The organism is Streptomyces sp. CB02261, from assembly GCF_001905665.1.
GTDB lineage: Bacteria > Actinomycetota > Actinomycetes > Streptomycetales > Streptomycetaceae > Streptomyces.
Genome location: NZ_LIVX01000010.1, coordinates 118,352 through 139,255 on the forward strand (window position 1 = coordinate 118,352; position 20,904 = coordinate 139,255).

The window sequence follows — 20,904 nt, forward strand, 5'->3', positions numbered from 1 at the left end:
CCCGGAGACGGAACACCGTCTCCGGGCCTTCGGCGTTCACCGCATCCGCGCGACCCGGTCCCGGAGCCTCCTCGCGTCCCGCAGCCGCTGCTCGTACGTGGCGCCCAGCGCGAGCAGCAGCAGCCCGGCCAGGGCCGGCGGCAGCCAGCGCGGCAGGGCGCCCACCACCTGCACCACGTACGGCGCCAGCTCGTGCAGCCCGTCCAGGGCCAGCACCACGCCACCGAGGACCAGCAGGGCCTGCAGCCGGAACCGCGCGCCGATCAGCGTCACCGCGAGGGCCGCGACCCCCAGGGCCAGCGGACGGAGCCACTCCGGGTCCGTCCAGGCCGCGAGGAGGCTCGGCAGCAGCGTCGCCGCGAGCCCGGGGCCGTACGCCGTCCAGGACGAGGCCTCGGTGTCCCGGCGCCGCCGCAGGAAGCCGAGGACGAGCGCGGGCACGGTCACCGGGAGCGTGTACGCCTCCGGGGTCGTCACCTCCCAGTCCGCCAGCCGCACCCAGGTGGCCAGCAGGAACAGCGCCGCCGCCGTCCAGGACGCGAACCGCCGCCGCTCCGGCCGTACCGCCGTCGCCGCCGCGATCACGCCCCCGAGCGCCAGGACCAGCGCCAGGAAGGCCGGCCGGGAGACGGCGAGCCCGAACGCGGGCAGGGCCACGGCCGCGCCGGTGATCTCCACCGCCAGGGCCACCGCACGCGGGCGCGTCCGGGCGCCCACGGCGGCGGTGACCGCCGGCACCAGGAGCAGCGCGAGGGCCGTCCAGTGGTCCGCGAACCCGCCGGCCGCCGCCACCGCGCACACCAGGCCGGTCCCGGTGAGGACCGCGCCGACGGCCGCGACCACGCGGCGCGCGTCCGTACCGAGCGCCGCCACGCCCGTGAGGAGCACCAGCACCACCCCGAGGACGGTGAACGTGGCCCCCCGTACGTCCAGGGCCAGGGCGACGGCGCTCACGGCGGAGGCGAGACCGCCGGCGTACGCGCACCACCCGAGGACGGTCGCCGGCTCCACGGCGGGCGTCCCCGCGCCGGTCCGCCGGGGCGCCCACGAGGTCCACGGCGTCGCCGGTCCCGCCCCCGTCTCCGGCTCCGCCCCCTGACGGACGGGCGCGCGCAGGCCGGGGGTCAGCGGTCCCGGGCGGACGGCGATCCACAGGGCGGCCGCGGACGTCACGAGCTGGAGGGCGAGCGTCGCCGCGTACGGCAGGCCGAGGGAGACCGGCAGGGCGGTGAGCAGCGCCCAGGCCAGGGCGAGGGCCCCGCACCGGCCCCAGAGCCGGGGGACGGCCGCGAGGGCGGCGACGGCCACCGCCAGGACCAGGGCCGCCGTCGCCGGGTACGACGTCAGGACGCGCCCCGTGTGCTCGCCCGACCACACGGCCGTCGTCCGGGCCATCGGCCCGAGGAGACCGGCCACCACCGGCGGCAGCGCCCACACGACCCCGAGCGTCGCCACCCCGGCCCCCGCCCCGGCCAGCCCGAGCCGCACGCCCCGCGGCAGCCGGAAGCCACCGCCCGCCGACGAGGCGCCCCTGCCGCCCCTGCCGCCCCTGCCGCCCCCGCCGCGCCCGGCGCCGCCGACCGCGCCGCCGCCGACCGCGCCGACACCGGCCGGACCCGCGCCGGGCACTCCGGTGCCTGCCGAACCCGTTCCCGCCGCGCCGGCTTCCGCCGCACCCGTACCGGACGCCCCGGCACCGGCCGGAGCCGCTCCCGTCGGGCCCGTGCCCGCCTCGGCGCCCCCCGCCCCGGCTCCGGCAGCACCGGTGCCCGCCGCGCCGGCGTCGGCCGGACCCGCGCCACCCGTGCCGGCTTCGGTCACCCCGGCGTCCGCCGGACCCGTTCCCGCCGCACCGGTGCCCGTGGCCGGCACCGTGCCCATACGCCACAGCGACGCCAGGGCCAGGGCGCACAGGACGTACCCCGGTACCGCCCAGTCCGCCGGGACCGCGGTGCGGACCAGGCCGCCCGCCGCCGTCAGAGCCGCCAGGCCCGCGACCGCCGCGGCCCCCACCGCCAGGGCGGGCGCGCGCCACGACACGTACAGCGTCACCGCCGCACCCGCCAGGAGCAGCGCCGCGCCGCTCCACGGGGAGGTGAGGGAGAGCCAGCCGCCCGTCAGGAGCGCCCAGCCGCCCAAGGCCACCGCACCGGTGACCGCCGTGATCCTGACCGACCGCGGCCGGGCCCACAGGACCACGGCCCCGTCCGCCGCGGCCGTCACCAGGGCCGCCCACGCGAAGGCCGTCGGGCCGCCGCCGGCCGCGAGCGCGCCCAGCGGCAGCGGCAGCTGTCCGGCGACCACGGCCACCGGCAGCGGGACCCGCAGCCGGGGCAGCGCCGAACCGTACGCCGTCCACGCGCCCGCGAGGACCGCGGCGGCCACCGCCGAGTACCCCAGGCCGTCCGTCTCCGGCAGCGCCACCCGGTGCAGCGCGTACGCGTCGAGGACCATCAGGACCAGACCGAGCGCCGCCACCGACTCGGCCGTCGACACCAGGCTCCTGCGCAGCAGCGCCACCGGCGCCGCCAGAGCCGCCGAGGTCACCACGGACAGGACCGCGGCGCGCCCGCCGATGCCCATCGAGCCCCAGCTCACCAGGGTAAAGGCGACCGCCGCGATCGTCAGCAGGGTGCCGCCCAGCGTCAGCAGGACGTTCTGGGCGCTCCGCGGCGTCGCGTCCGCCACCGGCGGCCGCGGTCGCGGCGCCGCCGACGCGGCGGGCGCGTACAGCACCTGGAGCAGCCAGGCCCGGCGGGCCAGCAACTGGGACCGGCGTGCGTCGAGTTGCGCCAGCTCGCGGTCGACGAGCACCAGCTCGTCGGCGGGCGGCAGTGAGTTGTCCATAGGCGGAGTGTGGCCCCGGCCACACCCGGCGGGAATGCGTCCTGGTACTCATCTTCCGGCGCCCGCCGACTGAGTACCCCCACACTGGGGGCATGGACTGGTGCCGGTACCGCTTCCGCAGCGTCTGGCGGCTCGCCGCCCCGCCCGACGCGGTGTACGCCGTCCTCGAACGCCCCGAGGAATACCCCCGCTGGTGGCCCCAGGTCCGCGAGGTCGCCCGCGTCGACGACACCACCGGCACCGCCCGCTTCCGCTCCCTCCTCCCGTACGACATCGTCGTCACCGTCCGGGCCCTGCGCCGCGACCCGGCCGCCCGGGTCCTGGAGGTCGGGCTCGACGGTGACCTGGAGGGCTGGGTCCGCTGGACCGTCACCCCGGAGGGGACCGGTACCCGCGCCGTATACGAGCAGGAGGTCGAGGTCCGGGCCCGCCTGCTGCGGGCCCTCGCCGTCCCCGGGCGCCCCGTCTTCCGCGCCAACCACGCCCTGATGATGCGCGGGGGACGGCGGGGGCTCGCCGCCCACCTCCGGCCGGTTTGAACGAAGGGCGCGGAGGCCTGTATGGTTCAACCCGTTCCCGGGCGATTAGCTCAGCGGGAGAGCACTTCGTTCACACCGAAGGGGTCACTGGTTCGATCCCAGTATCGCCCACCGGGTAGAGGCCGGTCCGTCGAAAGACGGACCGGCCTCTGTCATGTGTCAGGCCGCCGTGCGCAGTTCCGGCCGCAGCGGCCACGCCGGGTCCACCGTCTCCGGCGTGCCCTGCCGGGTGAACCAGGCCTGGAGGCCCCGGGCCTGCGCCGCGTGCCACACCGCCTGCAGCGTGTGCAGCTCCGCCGGGGTCAGCCGCTCCAGCCGGGACGAGAAGCGCCGCGCCACCGCCCGTACGACGTCGAGCGCGGCCGTCGCGTCCGCCGCCGCGTCGTGCGCCCCCGTCAGCTCCACCTCGTAGTGCGCGCAGAGGTCCGTGAGCGTCCGGCGGCCCTTGCGGTAGCGGTCCAGGTGCTTGTCCAGGACCCGCGGGTCGAGCACGCACAGAGGGGAGCCCGGCAGGTAGTCGCCGAGCGAGGACGCCCGGTGCCTGCGCAGCTCGCGGTCGAGGATCGTCAGATCGAACGGCGCGTTCATCACCACCAGCGGACGCCCCGCCGCGACCTGCTCGGCCAGCGCCCGCGCCAGCTCCTCCATCACCGGGGACGGCCAGCGGCCGTACCGCTGGAGGTGATCGTCCGTCAGTCCGTGGACGGCGGTGGCCCCTTCGGGCACCGGTATGCCCGGATTGACCAGCCAGCGCGTCACCCGCGGCCGCGCTCCCGCCATGTCCTGCACGACGAGAGCGGCGGACACGATCCGGTCGCCCTCGACGTCGACTCCCGTGGTCTCCGTGTCGAAAGCGGCCAGGGGCCCTTCGTACCAGTGCATCGTCATCCCTGAACTCCCTGCACACGTGCGGCAGATGGCCAACCCCCTGCCCCGAAACGGTGATACCCGGACTGTTTGCGTCGTACGCGGACCGGTCACAACAGAAGGGACGGGGAAGGAAACAGACATGGCGCTCGCCCAGCCCGAGTCGGGAGGGCTGCCGCCCCAGGGGCTGGCACCGACGCGCGGCTCACTCGCCACCACCGCCTGCATGGAGACCCTTCAGGTGGGATACCTGCACGCCGTCGCCGCCGCGGCCGGCTGCTCGCTGTCCCAGCCCTTTCCGGACAACGGCATCGACTGGCACGTGAGCCACGGTTCGCCGGGCCACACCGTCGACGACGAAGTGACCATCAAGGTGCAGCTCAAGTGCACCTACCAGATACCGCCGAGCCCACCCGGGAGCACGTTCTCCTTCACCCTCGACAACGACCATCTGGTGAAGCTCGCCAGGACTCCGGTGTCCGTGCACAAGATCCTCGTCGTGATGCTCGTCCCGAGGTCACAGGAGGACTGGCTGAGAGCGGGTCACGACCGGCTCGACCTGCGGCACTGCTGCTACTGGATCAACCTGGCCGGACACCCGGTCACGGGACGGCGCAGGACCACCGTGCGCATCCCGACGGCGCGGATCTTCGACGACCGGGCGCTCTGCGAGATCATGACCCGGGTCGGCGTGGGAGGGAGACCTTGATGCACCGACCGATCGACGAACCGAGGTTCGGGGACGAGGGGACCGGGGGCTCCGCCGCCGTTCCCCCGCCGTACCGGCCCCACCCGGCGCCCGGCGACACCCCCGGGCCCTGGACCGGGGTCCCGGCCCCGCCCACCGGGCCCTGGGCCGACGGCCACGGCGCACCCGACCCGGGCAGGGTCGACCCGCGCGTCCTCGGCGCGCTCCTCGCCCGGCACGGATGGCGGCGGCGCGGCGGGGCGGCGGGCCGCTACAGCCGCTGGACCCCGCCCGGCAACGGCACCGGGACCAGCCTCCTCGTCCCCGAGAGCCGCGCCTTCCCGGACTGCGAGGACCTGCTCGGCGAGGCGCTCACCGCCCTCGCCCGCAGCGCCACGCCCTCCGCCCGCGAGGTCCTCACCGGCCTCGCCGTGCCCAGCGACGAGATCCGCTGGTGGCGCGACGTGCCCCCGGGCCCCGCCGGCACCGTCCCCTGGACCGTGCAGGAGCAGCTCAGGTCCGCCGCCCGCCAGATGCTCCTCGCCGGCGCCCTCGCCGTGCGCGGCCGGGCCGGCTACTACGGGGCCCGGCACCGGCGCCCCGCCCAGGCCTCCCTGGAGACCGTCGTCGTCGGCGCCGCCCCCGGCGGGCGCGGCCTCACCGCCTTCCTCCCGGTCGAACCGGGCCGCGCCGTCGCGGTCCGGCTCTACCACGCGCTCCACGCGGCCCGCGAGGCCACCGACTACCAGCGGGCCACCGGCGGCATGGAGGCCTTCGACGCCGCCGTCGGGGCGGGCGTCAGCCGCGAACTCACCGAAGCCCTCGTCGCCCTCGTCCGCGGCACCGAGGGCGCCCGCGTCGCCCTGGAGTGGGCCCCGTCCGCGGGCGCGCCGGAGGGCTGCGCCCCCCGGCCCGAACCGGTCGAGTTCTCCCCGGGCGACCTGCCCGCCCTGCGGGAGGCGAGCGCCCGCTACCTCACCGACGAGCCCTCGGTGCCGGTCCGGCTCACCGGCGCCGTCGTCCGCATGCGCCGCTCCGGGCCGCGCGGCGAGGGAACCGTACGGCTCCGGGTGCTGGGCGGGGCGGAGGTCCCGCACGTCCGTGTCACCCTCGACGAGGAGGCGTACCGCACGGCGGGCCACGCCCATCTCGTCGGGCTCCCGATCCGGGTGGTGGGGCGCCTGGAGAGCCGGGGCGGCTTCCGCCGCCTCACCGACGCGTCCGGGGTCGTCCCGGTGCAGGTCGACGAGACGGAACGGGACCGGCTGATGAAGGCCCTCCAGGAGAACCTCGACTTCTTCGAGGAGGCGTGCGGCCCGGACGAGGGGTGAGCCGGGCCCGGGGAAACCGTTTCGCGGAGGGCGCGGACGGCTCGGTAACATCGGCAGTGCGCGGCACCTCGTCTCTGTTGCGCACCGCCGGCGCCGGCACCTCGTGTCTGCCTGCGCCCCAAAGGAAGAAGAACACCCGTGTCTGATGTCCGTGTGACCGTCCAGTCCGCCTCGGAAGCAGAGGAGAGGGCGGTGAGCGCGGGCACCACCGCCGGCGCCCTGTTCGCCGACGACCGCACCGTCATCGCCGCCCGTGTGGGCGGCGAGCTGAAGGACCTGTCGTACGAGCTCTCCGACGGCGACGTCGTCGAGGGCGTCGAGATCTCCTCCCCGGACGGTCTCGACATCCTGCGCCACTCGACCGCGCACGTCATGGCGCAGGCCGTGCAGGAGCTCTTCCCCGAGGCGAAGCTGGGCATCGGCCCGCCGGTCCGGGACGGCTTCTACTACGACTTCGACGTCGAGAAGCCCTTCACCCCCGAGGACCTCAAGGTCATCGAGAAGAAGATGCAGGAGATCCAGAAGCGCGGTCAGCGTTTCGCCCGCCGTGTGGTGACCGACGAGGACGCCCGCGCCGAGCTGGCGGACGAGCCGTACAAGCTGGAGCTCATCGGCATCAAGGGCTCCGCGTCGACCGACGACGGTGCGAACGTCGAGGTGGGCGGCGGCGAGCTGACCATCTACGACAACCTCGACGCCAAGACCGGCGACCTGTGCTGGAAGGACCTCTGCCGTGGTCCGCACCTGCCGACCACCCGGAACATCCCGGCGTTCAAGCTGATGCGCAACGCCGCCGCCTACTGGCGCGGCAGCGAGAAGAACCCGATGCTGCAGCGCATCTACGGCACCGCGTGGCCGTCGAAGGAGGAGCTGAAGGCCCACCTCGACTTCCTCGCCGAGGCCGAGAAGCGCGACCACCGCAAGCTGGGCAACGAGCTGGACCTCTTCTCCGTCCCGGACGAGATCGGCTCCGGCCTCGCGGTCTTCCACCCCAAGGGCGGCATCATCCGCCGGGTCATGGAGGACTACTCGCGCAAGCGGCACGAGGAGGAGGGCTACGAGTTCGTCTACTCGCCGCACGCCACCAAGGGCAAGCTGTTCGAGAAGTCGGGCCACCTCGACTGGTACGCCGAGGGCATGTACCCCCCCATGCAGCTCGACGAGGGCGTGGACTACTACCTCAAGCCCATGAACTGCCCGATGCACAACCTGATCTTCGACGCGCGCGGGCGTTCGTACCGTGAACTGCCGCTTCGCCTCTTCGAGTTCGGCACCGTGTACCGGTACGAGAAGTCCGGTGTCGTGCACGGTCTGACCCGGGCCCGCGGCTTCACCCAGGACGACGCGCACATCTACTGCACCAAGGAGCAGATGGCGGAGGAGCTCGACAAGACCCTCACCTTCGTCCTCAACCTGCTCCGCGACTACGGTCTGACCGACTTCTACCTGGAGCTGTCCACCAAGGACCCGGAGAAGTTCGTCGGCTCCGACGAGGTGTGGGAGGAGGCCACCGCGGTCCTCCAGCAGGTCGCCGAGAAGCAGGGCCTCCCGCTGACCCCCGACCCGGGCGGCGCCGCGTTCTACGGCCCGAAGATCTCCGTGCAGGCGCGGGACGCCATCGGCCGTACCTGGCAGATGTCCACCGTGCAGCTCGACTTCAACCTGCCGGAGCGCTTCGACCTGGAGTACACCGCCCCGGACGGCACCAAGCAGCGCCCGGTCATGATCCACCGCGCGCTGTTCGGTTCGATCGAGCGCTTCTTCGCCGTGCTCCTGGAGCACTACGCGGGCGCGATGCCGCCGTGGCTGGCGCCCGTCCAGGCGACCGGCATCCCGATCGGTGACGCGCACGTCGACTACCTGCACGACTTCGCCGCCCGGGCGAAGAAGCAGGGCCTGCGGGTGGAGGTCGACTCCTCCTCGGACCGGATGCAGAAGAAGATCCGGAACGCGCAGAAGCAGAAGGTCCCGTTCATGATCATCGCGGGTGACGAGGACATGGCCGCCGGCGCCGTCTCCTTCCGCTACCGCGACGGTTCGCAGGAGAACGGCATCCCCGTCGACGAGGCCATCGCCAAGCTCGCCAAGATCGTCGAGGACCGCGTCCAGGTGTGACGCCCTGAGCACGCGGGAGGCCCCCGGGGGAATTCCCCCGGGGGCCTTTCGCGCGCCCGTGGCAGCCTGGCCACCCCGTGGATCTTCCGCCCCGGCGGCACGTTCCGAACGGGCGACGCAATATGCTGCACAGCATGACGACTGAGCCGGAGCAGCAGATCGGAGTCGGGACGCGGGACGCGTTCCAGCGCCTGTGGACGCCTCACCGGATGGCGTACATCCAGGGCGAGAACAAGCCGACCGGGCCCGGGGCCGAGGACGGCTGTCCGTTCTGCTCGATCCCGTCGAAGTCGGACGAGGACGGCCTGGTGATCGCGCGCGGCGCGAGCGTGTACGCGGTCCTCAACCTGTATCCGTACAACGGCGGGCACCTCATGGTCGTCCCCTACCGGCACGTCGCCGACTACACGGATCTCGACGTCGAGGAGACGGCGGAGCTCGCCGACTTCACCAAGCGCGCGATGGTCGCGCTGCGGGCGGCGTCCGGTGCGCACGGCTTCAACATCGGCATGAACCAGGGTGCCGTCGCGGGCGCGGGCATCGCCGCCCATCTGCACCAGCACGTGGTGCCCCGCTGGGGCGGGGACACCAACTTCATGCCGGTCGTCGGTCACACCAAGGTGCTGCCGCAGCTGCTCGCCGACACCCGGAAGATGCTGGCCGACGCGTGGCCGGCCACCATCTGATCCGTACGGCCGTCCCTCACGCGTCGTAGACGTCGGCCTTCTTCGGGGCGGGTTCCTGGACGCCGCCGCCCAGGACGAGCGAGCGGTTGGTGAAGCGCTCCGTGTCCACGTTGTGTTCGTCGAGCATCGCGATGGTCGCGGCGTGGACCGCCCGCAGCACCGGCGTCGCCATGCGGATGGCGTCGTCGGCCATGAAGCGGTTCTTCCAGGGCGGCCCGGCCCAGATGTGCCGCAGTCCGAACGGCTCCGGCAGCACGAGCTTGCCGCCGAGGAAGTCCAGGACCGGCGGGTACCAGGTGAGCGGGGCGCGGACCGCGAGGCGGACGACCTCGTCGGTCGTCATCAGCGGCTGGGTGATCTCCTTGGTCTCCCAGAAGCGGACCGTCTTGGAGACCTCCTTGGTCTTCGCCTTCGGCTTCGTCGTGAACAGGCCGTGGACGGGACCGAGGGCGTGCCCGGTGACCTCGATCCGGAGGGTGTGCAGCAGGGAGGTCACCGTGACCATCATGGTGAGCACCAGGTTCCCGTCCCAGAGCGTGAACTGCACACCGAGGTAGTGGCGGTTGCCCGCGCCGAACTGCTGGTCGTTGCAGATGCGCTGTATCTCGTGCGGCTTGACCTGGTAGTGGACGATGCTGTCGCCCTCGGGGCGGGTGACCTCGTCGGCGCCCTCACCGACGGGCGAGACGATCCAGTGCTTGACGGTCGGCTTGGGGAAGCCGGTCTTGAGGGAGCCGCGCTCCAGCAGGGTGAGCTGGTCGTGGATCTTGCGCACCACGTCCCAGGCGCGGAAGTCGTGGATCTCGCGGCCCGCCTTGGGAATGAGCTCCTCGGCGAGCGTCCAGCTGCCCCAGCGCGTGCCCAGACCGAGGACGCCCTTGGCGCCCGCGTAGAACACGATGTTCGACTGCTGCTCCGCGGAGAGCTTCTCCAGGTTCTGCCGGAGCTCCTCGGCGGCCTTCTCGCCCGGGTCCCGGGGAGCGGCCTCGGGGATCTTGGCGCCGATGCCGCCGCCGCTGAGCAGCGCGGTCCAGCGCTCGCGGAGGTCCACGGCGGTGCGCTCGCAGATCCGGCGGGCGAGGAACCAGCCCACCACCGGGGCGACGAGCATGGCGCGCAGGTAGTTCGGCAGGATCCCGCCGAAGGGCAGCTTCAGGAGGACGAGCAGGGCGAGGAACCCGGCGGCGACGAGCATGGCGGTGCCGATGGCGCTGGTGCGCTTCTTGTCCGACCCCGCCGCCATCCGGCGGAGCTGGATCACGCCGAGCCAGAGCAGCAGGCCGGGCAGGAAGAGCAACCCGCAGAGGACGGTGACCATGGTCAGCTTGATGTCGCGCTGCCTGCGGAGGCGGGAGGCGGCGAGGCAGTGCTCGACGACCGGCTGCGGTTCCGCGCCGAACGACTGGATGAGGGCCTTGCGGGCGCCGCCGAGCATGCGGACCTGGACCGCCCGGCAGAAGGCCTCGCCGAGGTCGGGGCGGAAGAGCTTGTGCCACGACCCTTCCTTGACCGTCGACGTGTAGAGCTCGTTGTCGGCTTCCTTGATCGTCTCCAGCGGGCTGTCCCGGTACGCGGCGGACGCCAGGGCGTTCGTCGCCCCCGTACCGCCGCCGGAGCCCTGGAGGGGGATCTGTGCCCCGGGTCCGAAACCGTCCATCGCCACTGCCGCCCCCATCGTGCGCGAGTCCCTGTGCGGGCTGTTCCCAACTGCCGTGCCCCGCACACCTTCTGAGCTGGGCACCACAGCGTAACCGGGTACCGCCTGACGCGTCACCGGAGTGCGACGGCTCGGCCGAATGCCGCCCACCCTCCGCCGGCGTGGCGGGCGGCCCCGGCTGTCACCCCGTCAGTCAGGCGGCCTTTCCGGCCTGTTCGCGCATCTTCTCGGCGAGCTGCGGCGGCATCGGCTCGTGCCGGACGTACGCGCGGTCGAACCGGCCGGTGCCGTGCGACACGGACCGCAGGTCGATCGCGTACCGTCCGATCTCGATCTCCGGCACCTCGGCCCGGACCACGGTCCGCCCGGGGCCGGCCTGGTCGGTGCCGACGACCCGGCCGCGCCGCCCCGACAGGTCGCTCATCACCGGGCCGACGTACTCGTCCGGCACGAGGACCTGGACCTCGGCGACCGGCTCCAGGAGCCGCACGGCGACCTCGGCGGCCGCCTCGCGCAGCGCGAGCGCCCCGGCGGTCTGGAAGGCGGCGTCCGAGGAGTCCACCGAGTGGGCCTTGCCGTCCTTGAGGGTGACCCGGATGTCGACCAGCGGAAAGCCCGCGGCGACACCTCGGGCGGCCTGGGCCCGTACGCCCTTCTCCACGGAGGAGATGAACTGGCGCGGGACCGCCCCGCCGACCACCTTGTCGACGAACTCGACGCCGCTGCCCGCCGGGAGCGGCTCCACCTCGATCTCGCAGATCGCGTACTGGCCGTGGCCGCCGGACTGCTTGACGTGCCGGCCCCGGCCGGCCGCGGCGCCGCCGAAGGTCTCGCGCAGCGGCACCTTGTACGGCACGGCGTCGACCCGCACCCCGTACCGGCCCCTCAGACGTTCGAGGGCGACGTCCTGGTGCGCCTCGCCCAGGCACCACAGCACCACCTGCCGGGTGTCCTGGTTCTGTTCCAGGCGCAGGGTCGGGTCCTCGGCGACCAGCCGGGCGAGGCCCTGCGACAGCCGGTCCTCGTCGGCCTTGCTGTGGGCCTCGACGGCGAGCGGGAGCAGCGGCTCCGGCATGTTCCAGGGCTCCATCAGGAGCGGATCGTCCTTGGCGGAGATCGTGTCGCCGGTCTCCGCGTGGCCGAGCCGGGCCACACAGGCGAGGTCCCCGGCGATGCACTCCGCCAGGGGCCGCTGCTGCCTGCCGAACGGCGAGGTGAGTCCGCCGATCCGCTCGTCCGCCTCGTGCGGCTCCCGCTCCTCGTGGCCCCGGCCGGCCAGGCCGTGGCCGGAGACGTGGACGGTCTCGTCGGGGCGCAGGGTGCCGGAGAAGACCCGGACCAGGGACACCCGGCCGACGTAGGGGTCGGCGGCGGTCTTGACGACCTCGGCGACCAGGGGACCCTCGGGGTCGCAGGCGATCGGGGGCCGGGGGCGGCCGTCGGGGGTGGTGACGGCGGGCGGCTCGTGCTCCAGCGGGGAGGGGAAGCCGCCGGTGATCAGTTCCAGGAGTTCGACGGTGCCGAGGCCCTGCGTGCCGCCGTCGGCGGCGGGGGCGGCCGCGAGCACCGGGTGGAAGGCGCCCCGGGCGACGGCCTTCTCCAGGTCGGCGACGAGGGTTTTCACGTCGAGCTGTTCACCGCTGAGGTAGCGGTCCATGAGGGTCTCGTCCTCGCTCTCGGCGATGATCCCCTCGATCAGCCGGGCCCGGGCCTCCGCGACGAGCTCCCGTCGGCTCTCGTCGGGCGGGCTCTCCCGCCGTACGCCCGTGGAGTAGTCGTGGACCCGCTCCGAGAGCAGGCCGACCAGGCCGGTCGCGGGGGCGTGCCCGTCGGGTCCCTCCTCGCCGCGCACCGGGAGGTAGAGGGGGAGCACGGCGTCCGGATCGTCGCGTCCGAAGAGCGAGGCGCAGACGGAGGTCAGCTCGTCGAAGTCGGTGCGGGCCGTGTCGAGGTGGGTGACGACGATGGCCCGGGGCATGCCCACGGCGGCGCACTCCTCCCAGATCATCCGGGTCGAGGCGGCGACGGCGTCGGCCTCCTGGGCGGCCGAGACGACGAAGAGGGCCGCGTCCGCGGCGCGCAGACCGGCCCGCAGCTCCCCGACGAAGTCGGCGTACCCGGGGGTGTCGAGGAGGTTGATCTTGTACCCGTCCCAGCCGACGGGGACGAGGGACAGCTGTACGGAGCGGTGCTGGCGGTGCTCGATCTCGTCGTAGTCGGAGACGGTGGCGCCGTCCTCGACCCGGCCGGCCCGGTTGAGCGCCCCGGCGGTCTGCGCGAGCGCCTCCACCAGGGTCGTCTTGCCGGATCCGCTGTGGCCGACCAGCACCACGTTCCGCACGGCCGCGGGCCGGTCGGCCGTCAGAGCCCTGCCGGCGGCCCCGGCGGCGGTGTTCGCCTTGTCACCCATGATGTGTTCCTCCCGACTGCTCGCACGGTGCGGCGGGACGCGGGCGCGGGGGAGTGGTGTGTCGCGGTACGGCTCCTGCGGTGCCCGCGGTGGTCCTTCGAGCTTTGCACCGACGCCATGGCCCGTCCATACGTCACGGCGGCGGCGCCTGCCCCGCCCGGCTCCGCCCGCACTCGTCCGTCCGTCGTACTCGGCAGCGCCCCCGGAGGGACGCCGACGCGACGGGGACGGGTGCCGCCCGTACGCCGGGGCGCGCGTGGCTACGATGGGTGAGCCGGTGGTCGTAGGGGCCGCGCGGCCCACCGAACCTCGGGAAGGCCATGCTGAACAAGTACGCGCGTGCATTTTTTACGCGTGTCCTCACACCGTTCGCCGCGTTTCTGCTCCGGCGGGGCGTCAGCCCCGACGCGGTCACGCTCATCGGCACGGCGGGAGTGATGGCCGGTGCGCTGGTCTTCTTCCCCCGCGGAGAGTTCTTCTGGGGCACCATCGTCATCACCCTCTTCGTCTTCTCCGACCTCGTCGACGGCAACATGGCCCGGCAGGCCGGGATCTCCAGCCGCTGGGGCGCCTTCCTCGACTCGACGCTCGACCGGGTCGCCGACGGTGCGATCTTCGGCGGCTTCGCGCTCTGGTACGCGGGCCAGGGCGACGACAACGTGCTCTGCGCCGTGGCGATCTTCTGCCTGGCGAGCGGACAGGTCGTCTCGTACACCAAGGCGCGTGGAGAGTCGATCGGCCTGCCCGTCGCCGTGAACGGCCTGGTCGAGCGCGCCGAACGCCTGGTGATCTCCCTGGTCGCCGCGGGCCTCGCCGGACTGAGCACCTTCGGCGTGCCCGGGGTCGAGGTGCTGCTGCCGATCGCCCTGTGGATCGTGGCCGTCGGCAGCGCCGTCACCCTGGGCCAGCGGGTCGTGACCGTACGACGGGAATCGGCCGAGGCGGACGCCGCCGCGGCCGGGGGGAGCGGGGCGGCGACGTGAGCACACTGAAGGACCGACTGAGCGACGGCCTGTACGGGGCCGGCTGGGCGACCGTCAAGAAGCTGCCCGAGCCGGTGGCCACGGCCCTCGGCCGGCGGATCGCCGACATCGCGTGGAAGCGGCGCGGCACGAGCGTCCTGCGTCTCGAGGCCAACCTCGCGCGCGTGGTGCCCGACGCCACGCCCGAGCGCCTCGCCGAGCTGTCGCGGGCCGGCATGCGCTCGTACATGCGCTACTGGATGGAGTCCTTCCGGCTGCCGACCTGGAGCAAGGAGCGGGTCGAGCGCGGGGTGGAGATCAAGGACGTCCATCACCTGAAGGAGGGCCTCGCCGCCGGTCGAGGGGTCGTCGTCGCCCTGCCGCACCTGGCCAACTGGGACCTGGCCGGAGTGTGGGTGACCCGCACCCTCGGCGTGCCGTTCACCACGGTCGCGGAGCGGCTCAAGCCGGAGACGCTCTACGACCGCTTCGTCGCCTACCGCGAGTCCCTCGGCATGGAGGTCGTCCCGCACACCGGCGGCTCCGCCTTCGGCACCCTGGCGCGCCGGCTGCGGGCGGGCGGCCTGGTCTGCCTGGTCGCGGACCGCGACCTGTCGTCCTCCGGCACCGAGGTCACCTTCTTCGGGGAGAAGACGCGAATGCCCGGGGGCCCGGCGATGCTCGCCCTGCAGACGGGCGCGCTGCTGATGCCGGCGACGCTCTGGTACGACGAGACGCCGGTCATGAAGGGGCGGATCCATCCGCCCGTCGACGTACCCCCGTCGGGTACGCGGGCCGAGAAGACGTCTGCGATGACCCAGGCGCTGGCCGACGCCTTCGCCGGCGGCATCGCGGAACACCCGGAGGACTGGCACATGCTGCAACGGCTCTGGCTCGCGGACCTGGAAGCGCGTCCGGAGCGGGAGGGCGGGACGGCGTGAGGATCGGCATCGTCTGCCCGTACTCCTGGGACGTGCCGGGTGGCGTCCAGTTCCACATCCGAGACCTCGCCGAGCATCTGATCCGGCTCGGCCACGAGGTCTCCGTCCTCGCCCCCGCCGACGACGAGACCCCGCTGCCGCCGTACGTGGTCTCCGCCGGCCGGGCCGTCCCCGTGCCGTACAACGGCTCGGTGGCGCGGCTCAACTTCGGCTTCCTCTCCGCGGCCCGGGTCCGTCGCTGGCTCCACGACGGGACCTTCGACGTCGTCCACATCCACGAGCCGACCTCGCCCTCCCTGGGGCTGCTGACCTGCTGGGCCGCGCAGGGGCCGATCGTGGCCACCTTCCACACGTCGAACCCGCGCTCGCGGGCGATGATCGCGGCGTACCCGATCCTCCAGCCGGCCCTGGAGAAGATCAGCGCCCGGATCGCCGTGAGCGAGTACGCGCGGCGCACGCTCGTGGAGCACCTCGGCGGCGACGCCGTCGTCATCCCCAACGGTGTCGACGTGGACTTCTTCGCCCGCGCCGAACCCAAGAAGGAGTGGCAGGGCGAGACCCTCGGCTTCATCGGGCGCATCGACGAGCCGAGGAAGGGGCTGCCGGTCCTCATGCGGGCCCTGCCCAGGATCCTCACCGAGCGGCCCGGCGCGCGGCTCCTCGTCGCCGGGCGCGGGGACGAGGAGGAGGCCGTGGCCTCGCTGCCGCGCGAGCTGCGGTCCCGGGTGGAGTTCCTCGGCATGGTCAGCGACGAGGACAAGGCGCGGCTGCTGCGCAGTGTCGACGTGTACGTGGCGCCCAACACCGGCGGGGAGAGCTTCGGCATCATCCTCGTCGAGGCGCTGTCGGCCGGAGCGCCGGTCCTCGCCTCCGACCTCGACGCCTTCGCCCAGGTCCTCGACCAGGGCGCGGCGGGCGACCTCTTCGCCAACGAGGACGCGGACGCGCTGGCGGACGCGGCGATCCGGCTGCTGGGCGACGAGGAGCGACGGGCCGGGCTGAGCGCCCGGGGCTCGGCGCATGTGCGGCGCTTCGACTGGTCGACGGTCGGGGCGGATGTCCTGTCGGTGTACGAGACGGTGACGGACGGCGCGGCGGCGGTGGACACGGACGAACGAGTAGGCCTCCGAGCCCGCCTGGGCCTGTAGCCCCGGGTGGGTCCCCGGGCTCGGCCCCTCTCCCGCATGGGCCTGTAGCCCCGGGTCCCCGGGCCCGGCCCTGGCCCGCGTGGGCCTGTGGCCCCGGCTGCGCCCGGGCCCGCGCCCGCCGAGCCCGCCCGACCGGTGCGGGCGCCTTGCCCCCGCCCGTGTGGGCAATCGTCCCGCTGGGGCGGGACGGGTGGGCACGCGGGACGACGCGGCGATCGCATCACCGTCCTCGCCGGCCAGGCCTACGAGTTCGGCACGCCGTACCGCCCCTGGCCGGACCGGCTCGCCGAGCTCGCCGCCGGCCGCCCCGCCCGCGTCCTGTCCGCCCATGACCGCGACGTCCGGGAAGAGGTCCTGCCCCCGCCCCGGTAGCCTGTGCGCCCGTGACCGAAACCCTCATCTGGACCGTCGTCGCGCTGATCCTCGTCGGCGTCTATCTCAGCTGGACCGCCGGACGGCTCGACCGGCTGCACTCCCGTATCGACGCCGCCCGCGCGGCCCTGGACGCGCAGCTGCTGCGCCGGGCCTCGGTCACCCAGGAGCTGGCCACCTCCGGCATTCTCGATCCGGCCGCCTCGATCGTGCTCTACGAGGCCGCGCACGCCGCCCGGCAGGCCGAGGAGGACCACCGCGAGGTCGCCGAGAGCGAGCTGAGCCAGGCCCTGCGGGCCGTGTTCGGCGAGCCCGAGCAGGTCGAGGTCGTCCAGGCGGCCCCGGGGGGCGAGGAGGCGGCGGGCGAGCTCGCCCAGGCCGTCCGCCGGGTGCCGATGGCCCGCCGTTTCCACAACGACGCCGTGCGGGCCGCCCGCGCGCTGCGCCGCCACCGCACGGTCCGCTGGTTCCGGCTCGCGGGCCACGCCCCCTTCCCGCTGGCCTTCGAAATGGACGACGAGCCGCCGGTGGCCCTTGCCGATCGCCCGACTTGACACCCGTAACCTGCGAAAACGATCCACCGGGTCCACATTGGCCCTTGCAGTGGACCGCAGGTGGACTGTTTCCTCGACCTAGTCGTCAACCCCCGTTGTCACGAGTGAGGTACCCCGTGTCCACCACGCCTTCCGTTTCCCCCCAGTCTCCCGAGACCGGCACCGCCCGCGTGAAGCGCGGCATGGCCGAGCAGCTCAAGGGCGGCGTGATCATGGACGTGGTCAACGCCGAGCAGGCGAAGATCGCCGAGGACGCCGGCGCCGTCGCCGTCATGGCCCTGGAGCGGGTCCCCGCGGACATCCGCAAGGACGGCGGCGTGGCGCGCATGTCCGACCCGAACATGATCGAGGAGATCATCGGCGCGGTCTCCATCCCGGTGATGGCCAAGTCCCGCATCGGCCACTTCGTCGAGGCCCAGGTCCTGCAGTCCCTCGGCGTCGACTACATCGACGAGTCCGAGGTCCTCACCCCGGCCGACGAGGTCAACCACTCCGACAAGTGGGCCTTCACGACCCCCTTCGTCTGTGGCGCCACCAACCTGGGCGAGGCCCTGCGCCGCATCGCCGAGGGCGCGGCCATGATCCGCTCCAAGGGCGAGGCCGGCACCGGCAACGTCGTCGAGGCCGTCCGCCACCTGCGCCAGATCAAGAACGAGATCGCCCGCCTGCGCGGCTTCGACAACAACGAGCTGTTCGCCGCCGCCAAGGACCTGCGCGCGCCGTACGAGCTCGTCAAGGAGGTCGCCGAGCTCGGCAAGCTGCCGGTCGTGCTGTTCTCCGCCGGTGGCGTCGCCACCCCCGCCGACGCCGCGCTCATGCGTCAGCTCGGCGCCGAGGGCGTCTTCGTCGGCTCCGGCATCTTCAAGTCGGGCGACCCGGCCAAGCGCGCCGCCGCCATCGTGAAGGCCACCACCTTCTACGACGACCCGAAGATCATCGCGGACGCCTCCCGCAACCTGGGCGAGGCCATGGTCGGCATCAACTGCGACACCCTCCCCGAGTCCGAGCGCTACGCCAACCGGGGCTGGTAAGCACCCATGAGCAGCACTCCCGTGATTGGTGTCCTGGCCCTCCAGGGCGACGTACGGGAGCACCTGATCGCCCTGGCCGCGGCGGACGCCGTGGCCAGGCCGGTCCGGCGCCCCGAAGAGCTGGCCGAGATCGACGGTCTGGTCATCCCCGGCGGGGAGTCCACCACCATCTCCAAGCTGGCCGAGCTGTTCGGCATGGCGGAGCCGCTGCGCGAGCGCATCGCCGTCGGCCTGCCGGTCTACGGCACCTGCGCCGGTCTGATCATGCTCGCCGAGAAGATCCTCGACCCGCGCTCGGGCCAGGAGACCTTCGGCGGCATCGACATGATCGTCCGCCGCAACGCCTTCGGACGGCAGAACGAGTCCTTCGAGGCCGGCGTCACCGTCGCGGGCATCGAGGACGGCCCCGTCGAGGGCGTCTTCATCCGGGCCCCCTGGGTGGAGTCCGTCGGCGCCCAGGTCGAGATCCTCGCCGAGCACGAGGGTCACATCGTCGCCGTACGGCAGGGCCGCGCGCTGGCGACCTCGTTCCACCCGGAACTCACCGGGGATCACCGCATTCACGCCCTGTTCGTCGACATGGTGCGCGCGGCACGCTGATCCGATCCCGGTAGGATCTCTGGGGTTCGTTCAGAAATGGGTTACGCGAAGGAGACAGGCAGATGTCCGGCCACTCTAAATGGGCTACGACGAAGCACAAGAAGGCCGTGATCGATGCCAAGCGCGGCAAGCTCTTCGCGAAGCTGATCAAGAACATCGAGGTCGCGGCCCGCACGGGCGGCGCCGACCTGGACGGTAACCCGACGCTGTTCGACGCCGTCCAGAAGGCCAAGAAGCAGTCGGTCCCGAACAAGAACATCGACTCCGCGCTCAAGCGCGGAGCGGGTCTCGAGGCCGGTGGCGCCGACTACGCCACGATCATGTACGAGGGCTACGGCCCGAACGGTGTCGCGGTGCTCATCGAGTGCCTCACCGACAACCGCAACCGCGCCGCCTCCGACGTGCGCGTGGCCATGACCCGCAACGGCGGCTCCATGGCCGACCCGGGCTCGGTCTCGTACCTGTTCAACCGCAAGGGCGTCGTCGTGCTCCCCAAGGGCGAGCTGTCCGAGGACGACGTCCTGGAGACGGTGCTCGAAGCGGGTGCCGAAGAGGTCAACGACCTCGGTGAGTCGTTCGAGATCATCAGTGAGGCCACCGACCTGGTCGCGGTCCGCACCGCCCTCCAGGAGGCCGGTATCGACTACGACTCGGCCGAGTCCAGCTTCGTCCCGACCATGCAGGTCGAGCTCGACGAGGAGGGCGCGCGCAAGATGTTCAAGCTGATCGACGCGCTCGAGGACAGCGACGACGTGCAGAACGTCTTCGCCAACTTCGACGTCAGCGACGAGGTCATGGAGAAGGTCGACGCCTGATCCGGACCGTCGAATCGACGCGGTTCCGCAGCGGGCCGACGGGGACACACCCCCGTCGGCCCGCTGTCGTTCGTACGGCGTTGTCGGTGGCAGCGGATAGCCTGCACAAACAGTTGAGCGACAGTGGTCCAGGGAGGGGCACAGTGCGCGTTCTCGGGGTGGACCCCGGCCTCACCCGGTGCGGTGTCGGCGTCGTCGAGGGGGTCGCCGGACGGCCCCTCACCATGCTCGGCGTCGGCGTGGTGCGGACCGCGGCGGACGACGACATCGGCGTGCGGCTGGTCGGCATCGAGCGAGGCATCGAGGAGTGGCTCGACCGCTTCTCACCCGAACTCGTCGCCGTGGAGCGGGTGTTCAGCCAGCACAACGTACGTACGGTGATGGGCACCGCCCAGGCGAGCGCCGTCGCCATGCTGTGCGCCTCACGCCGTGGCATCCCCGTCGCCCTGCACACCCCCAGCGAGGTCAAGGCCGCCGTCACCGGCAGCGGACGCGCCGACAAGGCCCAGGTCGGCGCCATGGTGACCCGGTTGCTCCGGCTCTCCGCCCCGCCCAAGCCGGCCGACGCCGCCGACGCCCTCGCCCTGGCCATCTGTCACATCTGGCGGGCCCCCGCCCAGAACCGTCTCCAGCAGGCCGTCGCCCAGAACCGTCTCCAGCAGGCGGTCGCCCGGCAGGCGACCGCAGTGAAAGGCCGAACCCGATGATCGCCTTCGTCAGCGGCCCGGTCGCCGCCCTCGCCCCCACCACGGCCGTCATCGAGGTCGGCGGTGTCGGCATGGCCGTCCAGTGCACGCCGGGAACCCTCGCGGCCCTGCGGATCGGACAGGACGCCCGGCTCGCCACCTCCCTCGTCGTCCGCGAGGACTCCCTCACCCTGTACGGCTTCGCCGACGACGACGAGCGGCAGGTCTTCGAACTCCTCCAGACCGCCAGCGGCGTCGGCCCCCGCCTCGCCCAGGCCATGCTCGGGGTGCACAGCCCCGACGCGCTGCGCCTCGCCGTGTCCACCGGAGACGAGAAGGCCCTCATGGCCGTCCCCGGCATCGGCAAGAAGGGGGCGCAGAAACTCCTCCTCGAACTGAAGGACAAGCTCGGTGCCCCCCTCGGCAGCAGCGGCCTTGTCGGCGCCCAGCGCGCCGCGGCCTCGGGACCCGCGCCGTGGACCGAGCAGCTCACCGCCGCCCTGATCGGCCTGGGCTACGCGAGCCGGGAGGCGGAGGAGGCCGTCGGCGCGGTCGCCCCGCAGGCCGAGGCCGCCATCGCCGAGACCGGCACCGCCCCCGTACCGCAGCTGCTCCGCGCCGCCCTGCAGACCCTCAACCGGGCCCGCTGACCCGC

The 20,904-nt window shown here is 73.1% G+C and carries 18 protein-coding genes and 1 tRNA gene; 15 read left to right on the top strand and 4 right to left on the bottom strand.

Features of this window, described 5'->3' with window-relative positions:
- Positions 1 to 36: 36 nt before the first annotated feature.
- Entirely contained in the window at positions 37 to 2,847 is a 2,811-nt protein-coding gene (locus tag AMK29_RS29005) for an SCO7613 C-terminal domain-containing membrane protein (RefSeq protein ID WP_073818574.1), read from the bottom strand.
- Positions 2,848 to 2,939: 92 nt separating this feature from the next.
- Here AMK29_RS29005 and AMK29_RS29010 point away from each other — a divergent pair, with 92 nt between their 5' ends.
- A complete protein-coding gene (locus AMK29_RS29010; RefSeq protein WP_073818576.1) occupies positions 2,940 to 3,386 on the top strand; it encodes an SRPBCC family protein in 447 nt (148 codons plus the stop codon).
- A gap of 39 nt (positions 3,387 to 3,425) precedes the next feature.
- Positions 3,426 to 3,497 (top strand) — tRNA-Val (locus AMK29_RS29015).
- 48 nt (positions 3,498 to 3,545) lie between these two features.
- Here AMK29_RS29015 and AMK29_RS29020 read toward each other — a convergent pair.
- On the bottom strand, positions 3,546 to 4,274 hold the full coding sequence (locus AMK29_RS29020; protein WP_073818577.1) for a 3'-5' exonuclease: 729 nt from the start codon (positions 4,272 to 4,274) through the stop codon (positions 3,546 to 3,548).
- A gap of 121 nt (positions 4,275 to 4,395) precedes the next feature.
- On the opposite strand from AMK29_RS29020, the gene AMK29_RS29025 reads away from it, so the two are divergent.
- The 4 genes from AMK29_RS29025 to AMK29_RS29040 all read left to right on the top strand — a co-directional run bounded on the left by AMK29_RS29025 (position 4,396) and on the right by AMK29_RS29040 (position 9,073).
- Entirely contained in the window at positions 4,396 to 4,962 is a 567-nt protein-coding gene (locus tag AMK29_RS29025) for a DUF4365 domain-containing protein (protein ID WP_073818579.1), read from the top strand.
- Entirely contained in the window at positions 4,962 to 6,272 is a 1,311-nt protein-coding gene (locus tag AMK29_RS29030) for a hypothetical protein (RefSeq protein ID WP_073818580.1), read from the top strand. Before AMK29_RS29025 ends, AMK29_RS29030 begins: the two co-directional genes overlap by 1 nt.
- Positions 6,273 to 6,410: 138 nt before the next feature.
- Positions 6,411 to 8,387 (top strand): threonine--tRNA ligase, encoded by a 1,977-nt coding sequence (gene thrS / locus AMK29_RS29035; RefSeq protein ID WP_073818582.1) that lies wholly within the window; start codon positions 6,411 to 6,413, stop codon positions 8,385 to 8,387.
- A 122-nt stretch (positions 8,388 to 8,509) separates the two neighbouring features.
- Entirely contained in the window at positions 8,510 to 9,073 is a 564-nt protein-coding gene (locus AMK29_RS29040; RefSeq protein WP_073818584.1) for an HIT family protein, read from the top strand.
- A 16-nt stretch (positions 9,074 to 9,089) separates the two neighbouring features.
- Here the strand turns inward: AMK29_RS29040 and AMK29_RS29045 are convergent, their stop codons facing one another.
- Complete coding sequence (locus AMK29_RS29045; RefSeq protein ID WP_198942355.1) at positions 9,090 to 10,748, bottom strand: hypothetical protein; 1,659 nt, start codon at positions 10,746 to 10,748, stop codon at positions 9,090 to 9,092.
- A 175-nt stretch (positions 10,749 to 10,923) separates the two neighbouring features.
- Positions 10,924 to 13,140, bottom strand: a complete 2,217-nt coding sequence (locus AMK29_RS29050; protein WP_073818587.1) for an elongation factor G-like protein EF-G2 — start codon at positions 13,138 to 13,140, stop codon at positions 10,924 to 10,926.
- Positions 13,141 to 13,460: 320 nt separating this feature from the next.
- On the opposite strand from AMK29_RS29050, the gene pgsA reads away from it, so the two are divergent.
- The 9 genes from pgsA to ruvA all read left to right on the top strand — a co-directional run bounded on the left by pgsA (position 13,461) and on the right by ruvA (position 20,899).
- Positions 13,461 to 14,123: a phosphatidylinositol phosphate synthase gene (gene pgsA / locus AMK29_RS29055; protein WP_073818588.1), complete on the top strand. Its 663-nt coding sequence runs from the start codon at positions 13,461 to 13,463 to the stop codon at positions 14,121 to 14,123.
- A 5-nt stretch (positions 14,124 to 14,128) separates the two neighbouring features.
- Positions 14,129 to 15,043: a phosphatidylinositol mannoside acyltransferase gene (locus tag AMK29_RS29060; RefSeq protein WP_443334082.1), complete on the top strand. Its 915-nt coding sequence runs from the start codon at positions 14,129 to 14,131 to the stop codon at positions 15,041 to 15,043.
- Positions 15,040 to 16,191 (top strand): glycosyltransferase family 4 protein, encoded by a 1,152-nt coding sequence (locus tag AMK29_RS29065; RefSeq protein WP_073818592.1) that lies wholly within the window; start codon positions 15,040 to 15,042, stop codon positions 16,189 to 16,191. The genes AMK29_RS29060 and AMK29_RS29065 overlap by 4 nt, the downstream gene beginning before the upstream one ends.
- Before the next feature lie 383 nt (positions 16,192 to 16,574).
- Complete coding sequence (locus AMK29_RS29075) at positions 16,575 to 17,117, top strand: hypothetical protein (protein ID WP_073818593.1); 543 nt, start codon at positions 16,575 to 16,577, stop codon at positions 17,115 to 17,117.
- Positions 17,118 to 17,233: 116 nt separating this feature from the next.
- Positions 17,234 to 18,148 (top strand): pyridoxal 5'-phosphate synthase lyase subunit PdxS, encoded by a 915-nt coding sequence (pdxS, locus tag AMK29_RS29080; protein ID WP_030204560.1) that lies wholly within the window; start codon positions 17,234 to 17,236, stop codon positions 18,146 to 18,148.
- A 6-nt stretch (positions 18,149 to 18,154) separates the two neighbouring features.
- Entirely contained in the window at positions 18,155 to 18,748 is a 594-nt protein-coding gene (pdxT, locus tag AMK29_RS29085; RefSeq protein WP_073818595.1) for a pyridoxal 5'-phosphate synthase glutaminase subunit PdxT, read from the top strand.
- Between the two features lie 62 nt (positions 18,749 to 18,810).
- Entirely contained in the window at positions 18,811 to 19,563 is a 753-nt protein-coding gene (locus tag AMK29_RS29090; RefSeq protein WP_030204558.1) for a YebC/PmpR family DNA-binding transcriptional regulator, read from the top strand.
- 143 nt (positions 19,564 to 19,706) lie between these two features.
- Positions 19,707 to 20,270, top strand: a complete 564-nt coding sequence (gene ruvC / locus AMK29_RS29095) for a crossover junction endodeoxyribonuclease RuvC (RefSeq protein WP_073818597.1) — start codon at positions 19,707 to 19,709, stop codon at positions 20,268 to 20,270.
- The gene (ruvA, locus tag AMK29_RS29100) at positions 20,267 to 20,899 is read left to right on the top strand and encodes a Holliday junction branch migration protein RuvA (RefSeq protein ID WP_073818598.1); all 633 of its coding nucleotides are present in this window, start codon (positions 20,267 to 20,269) and stop codon (positions 20,897 to 20,899) included. Before ruvC ends, ruvA begins: the two co-directional genes overlap by 4 nt.
- The last annotated feature ends 5 nt before the right edge of the window (positions 20,900 to 20,904 follow it).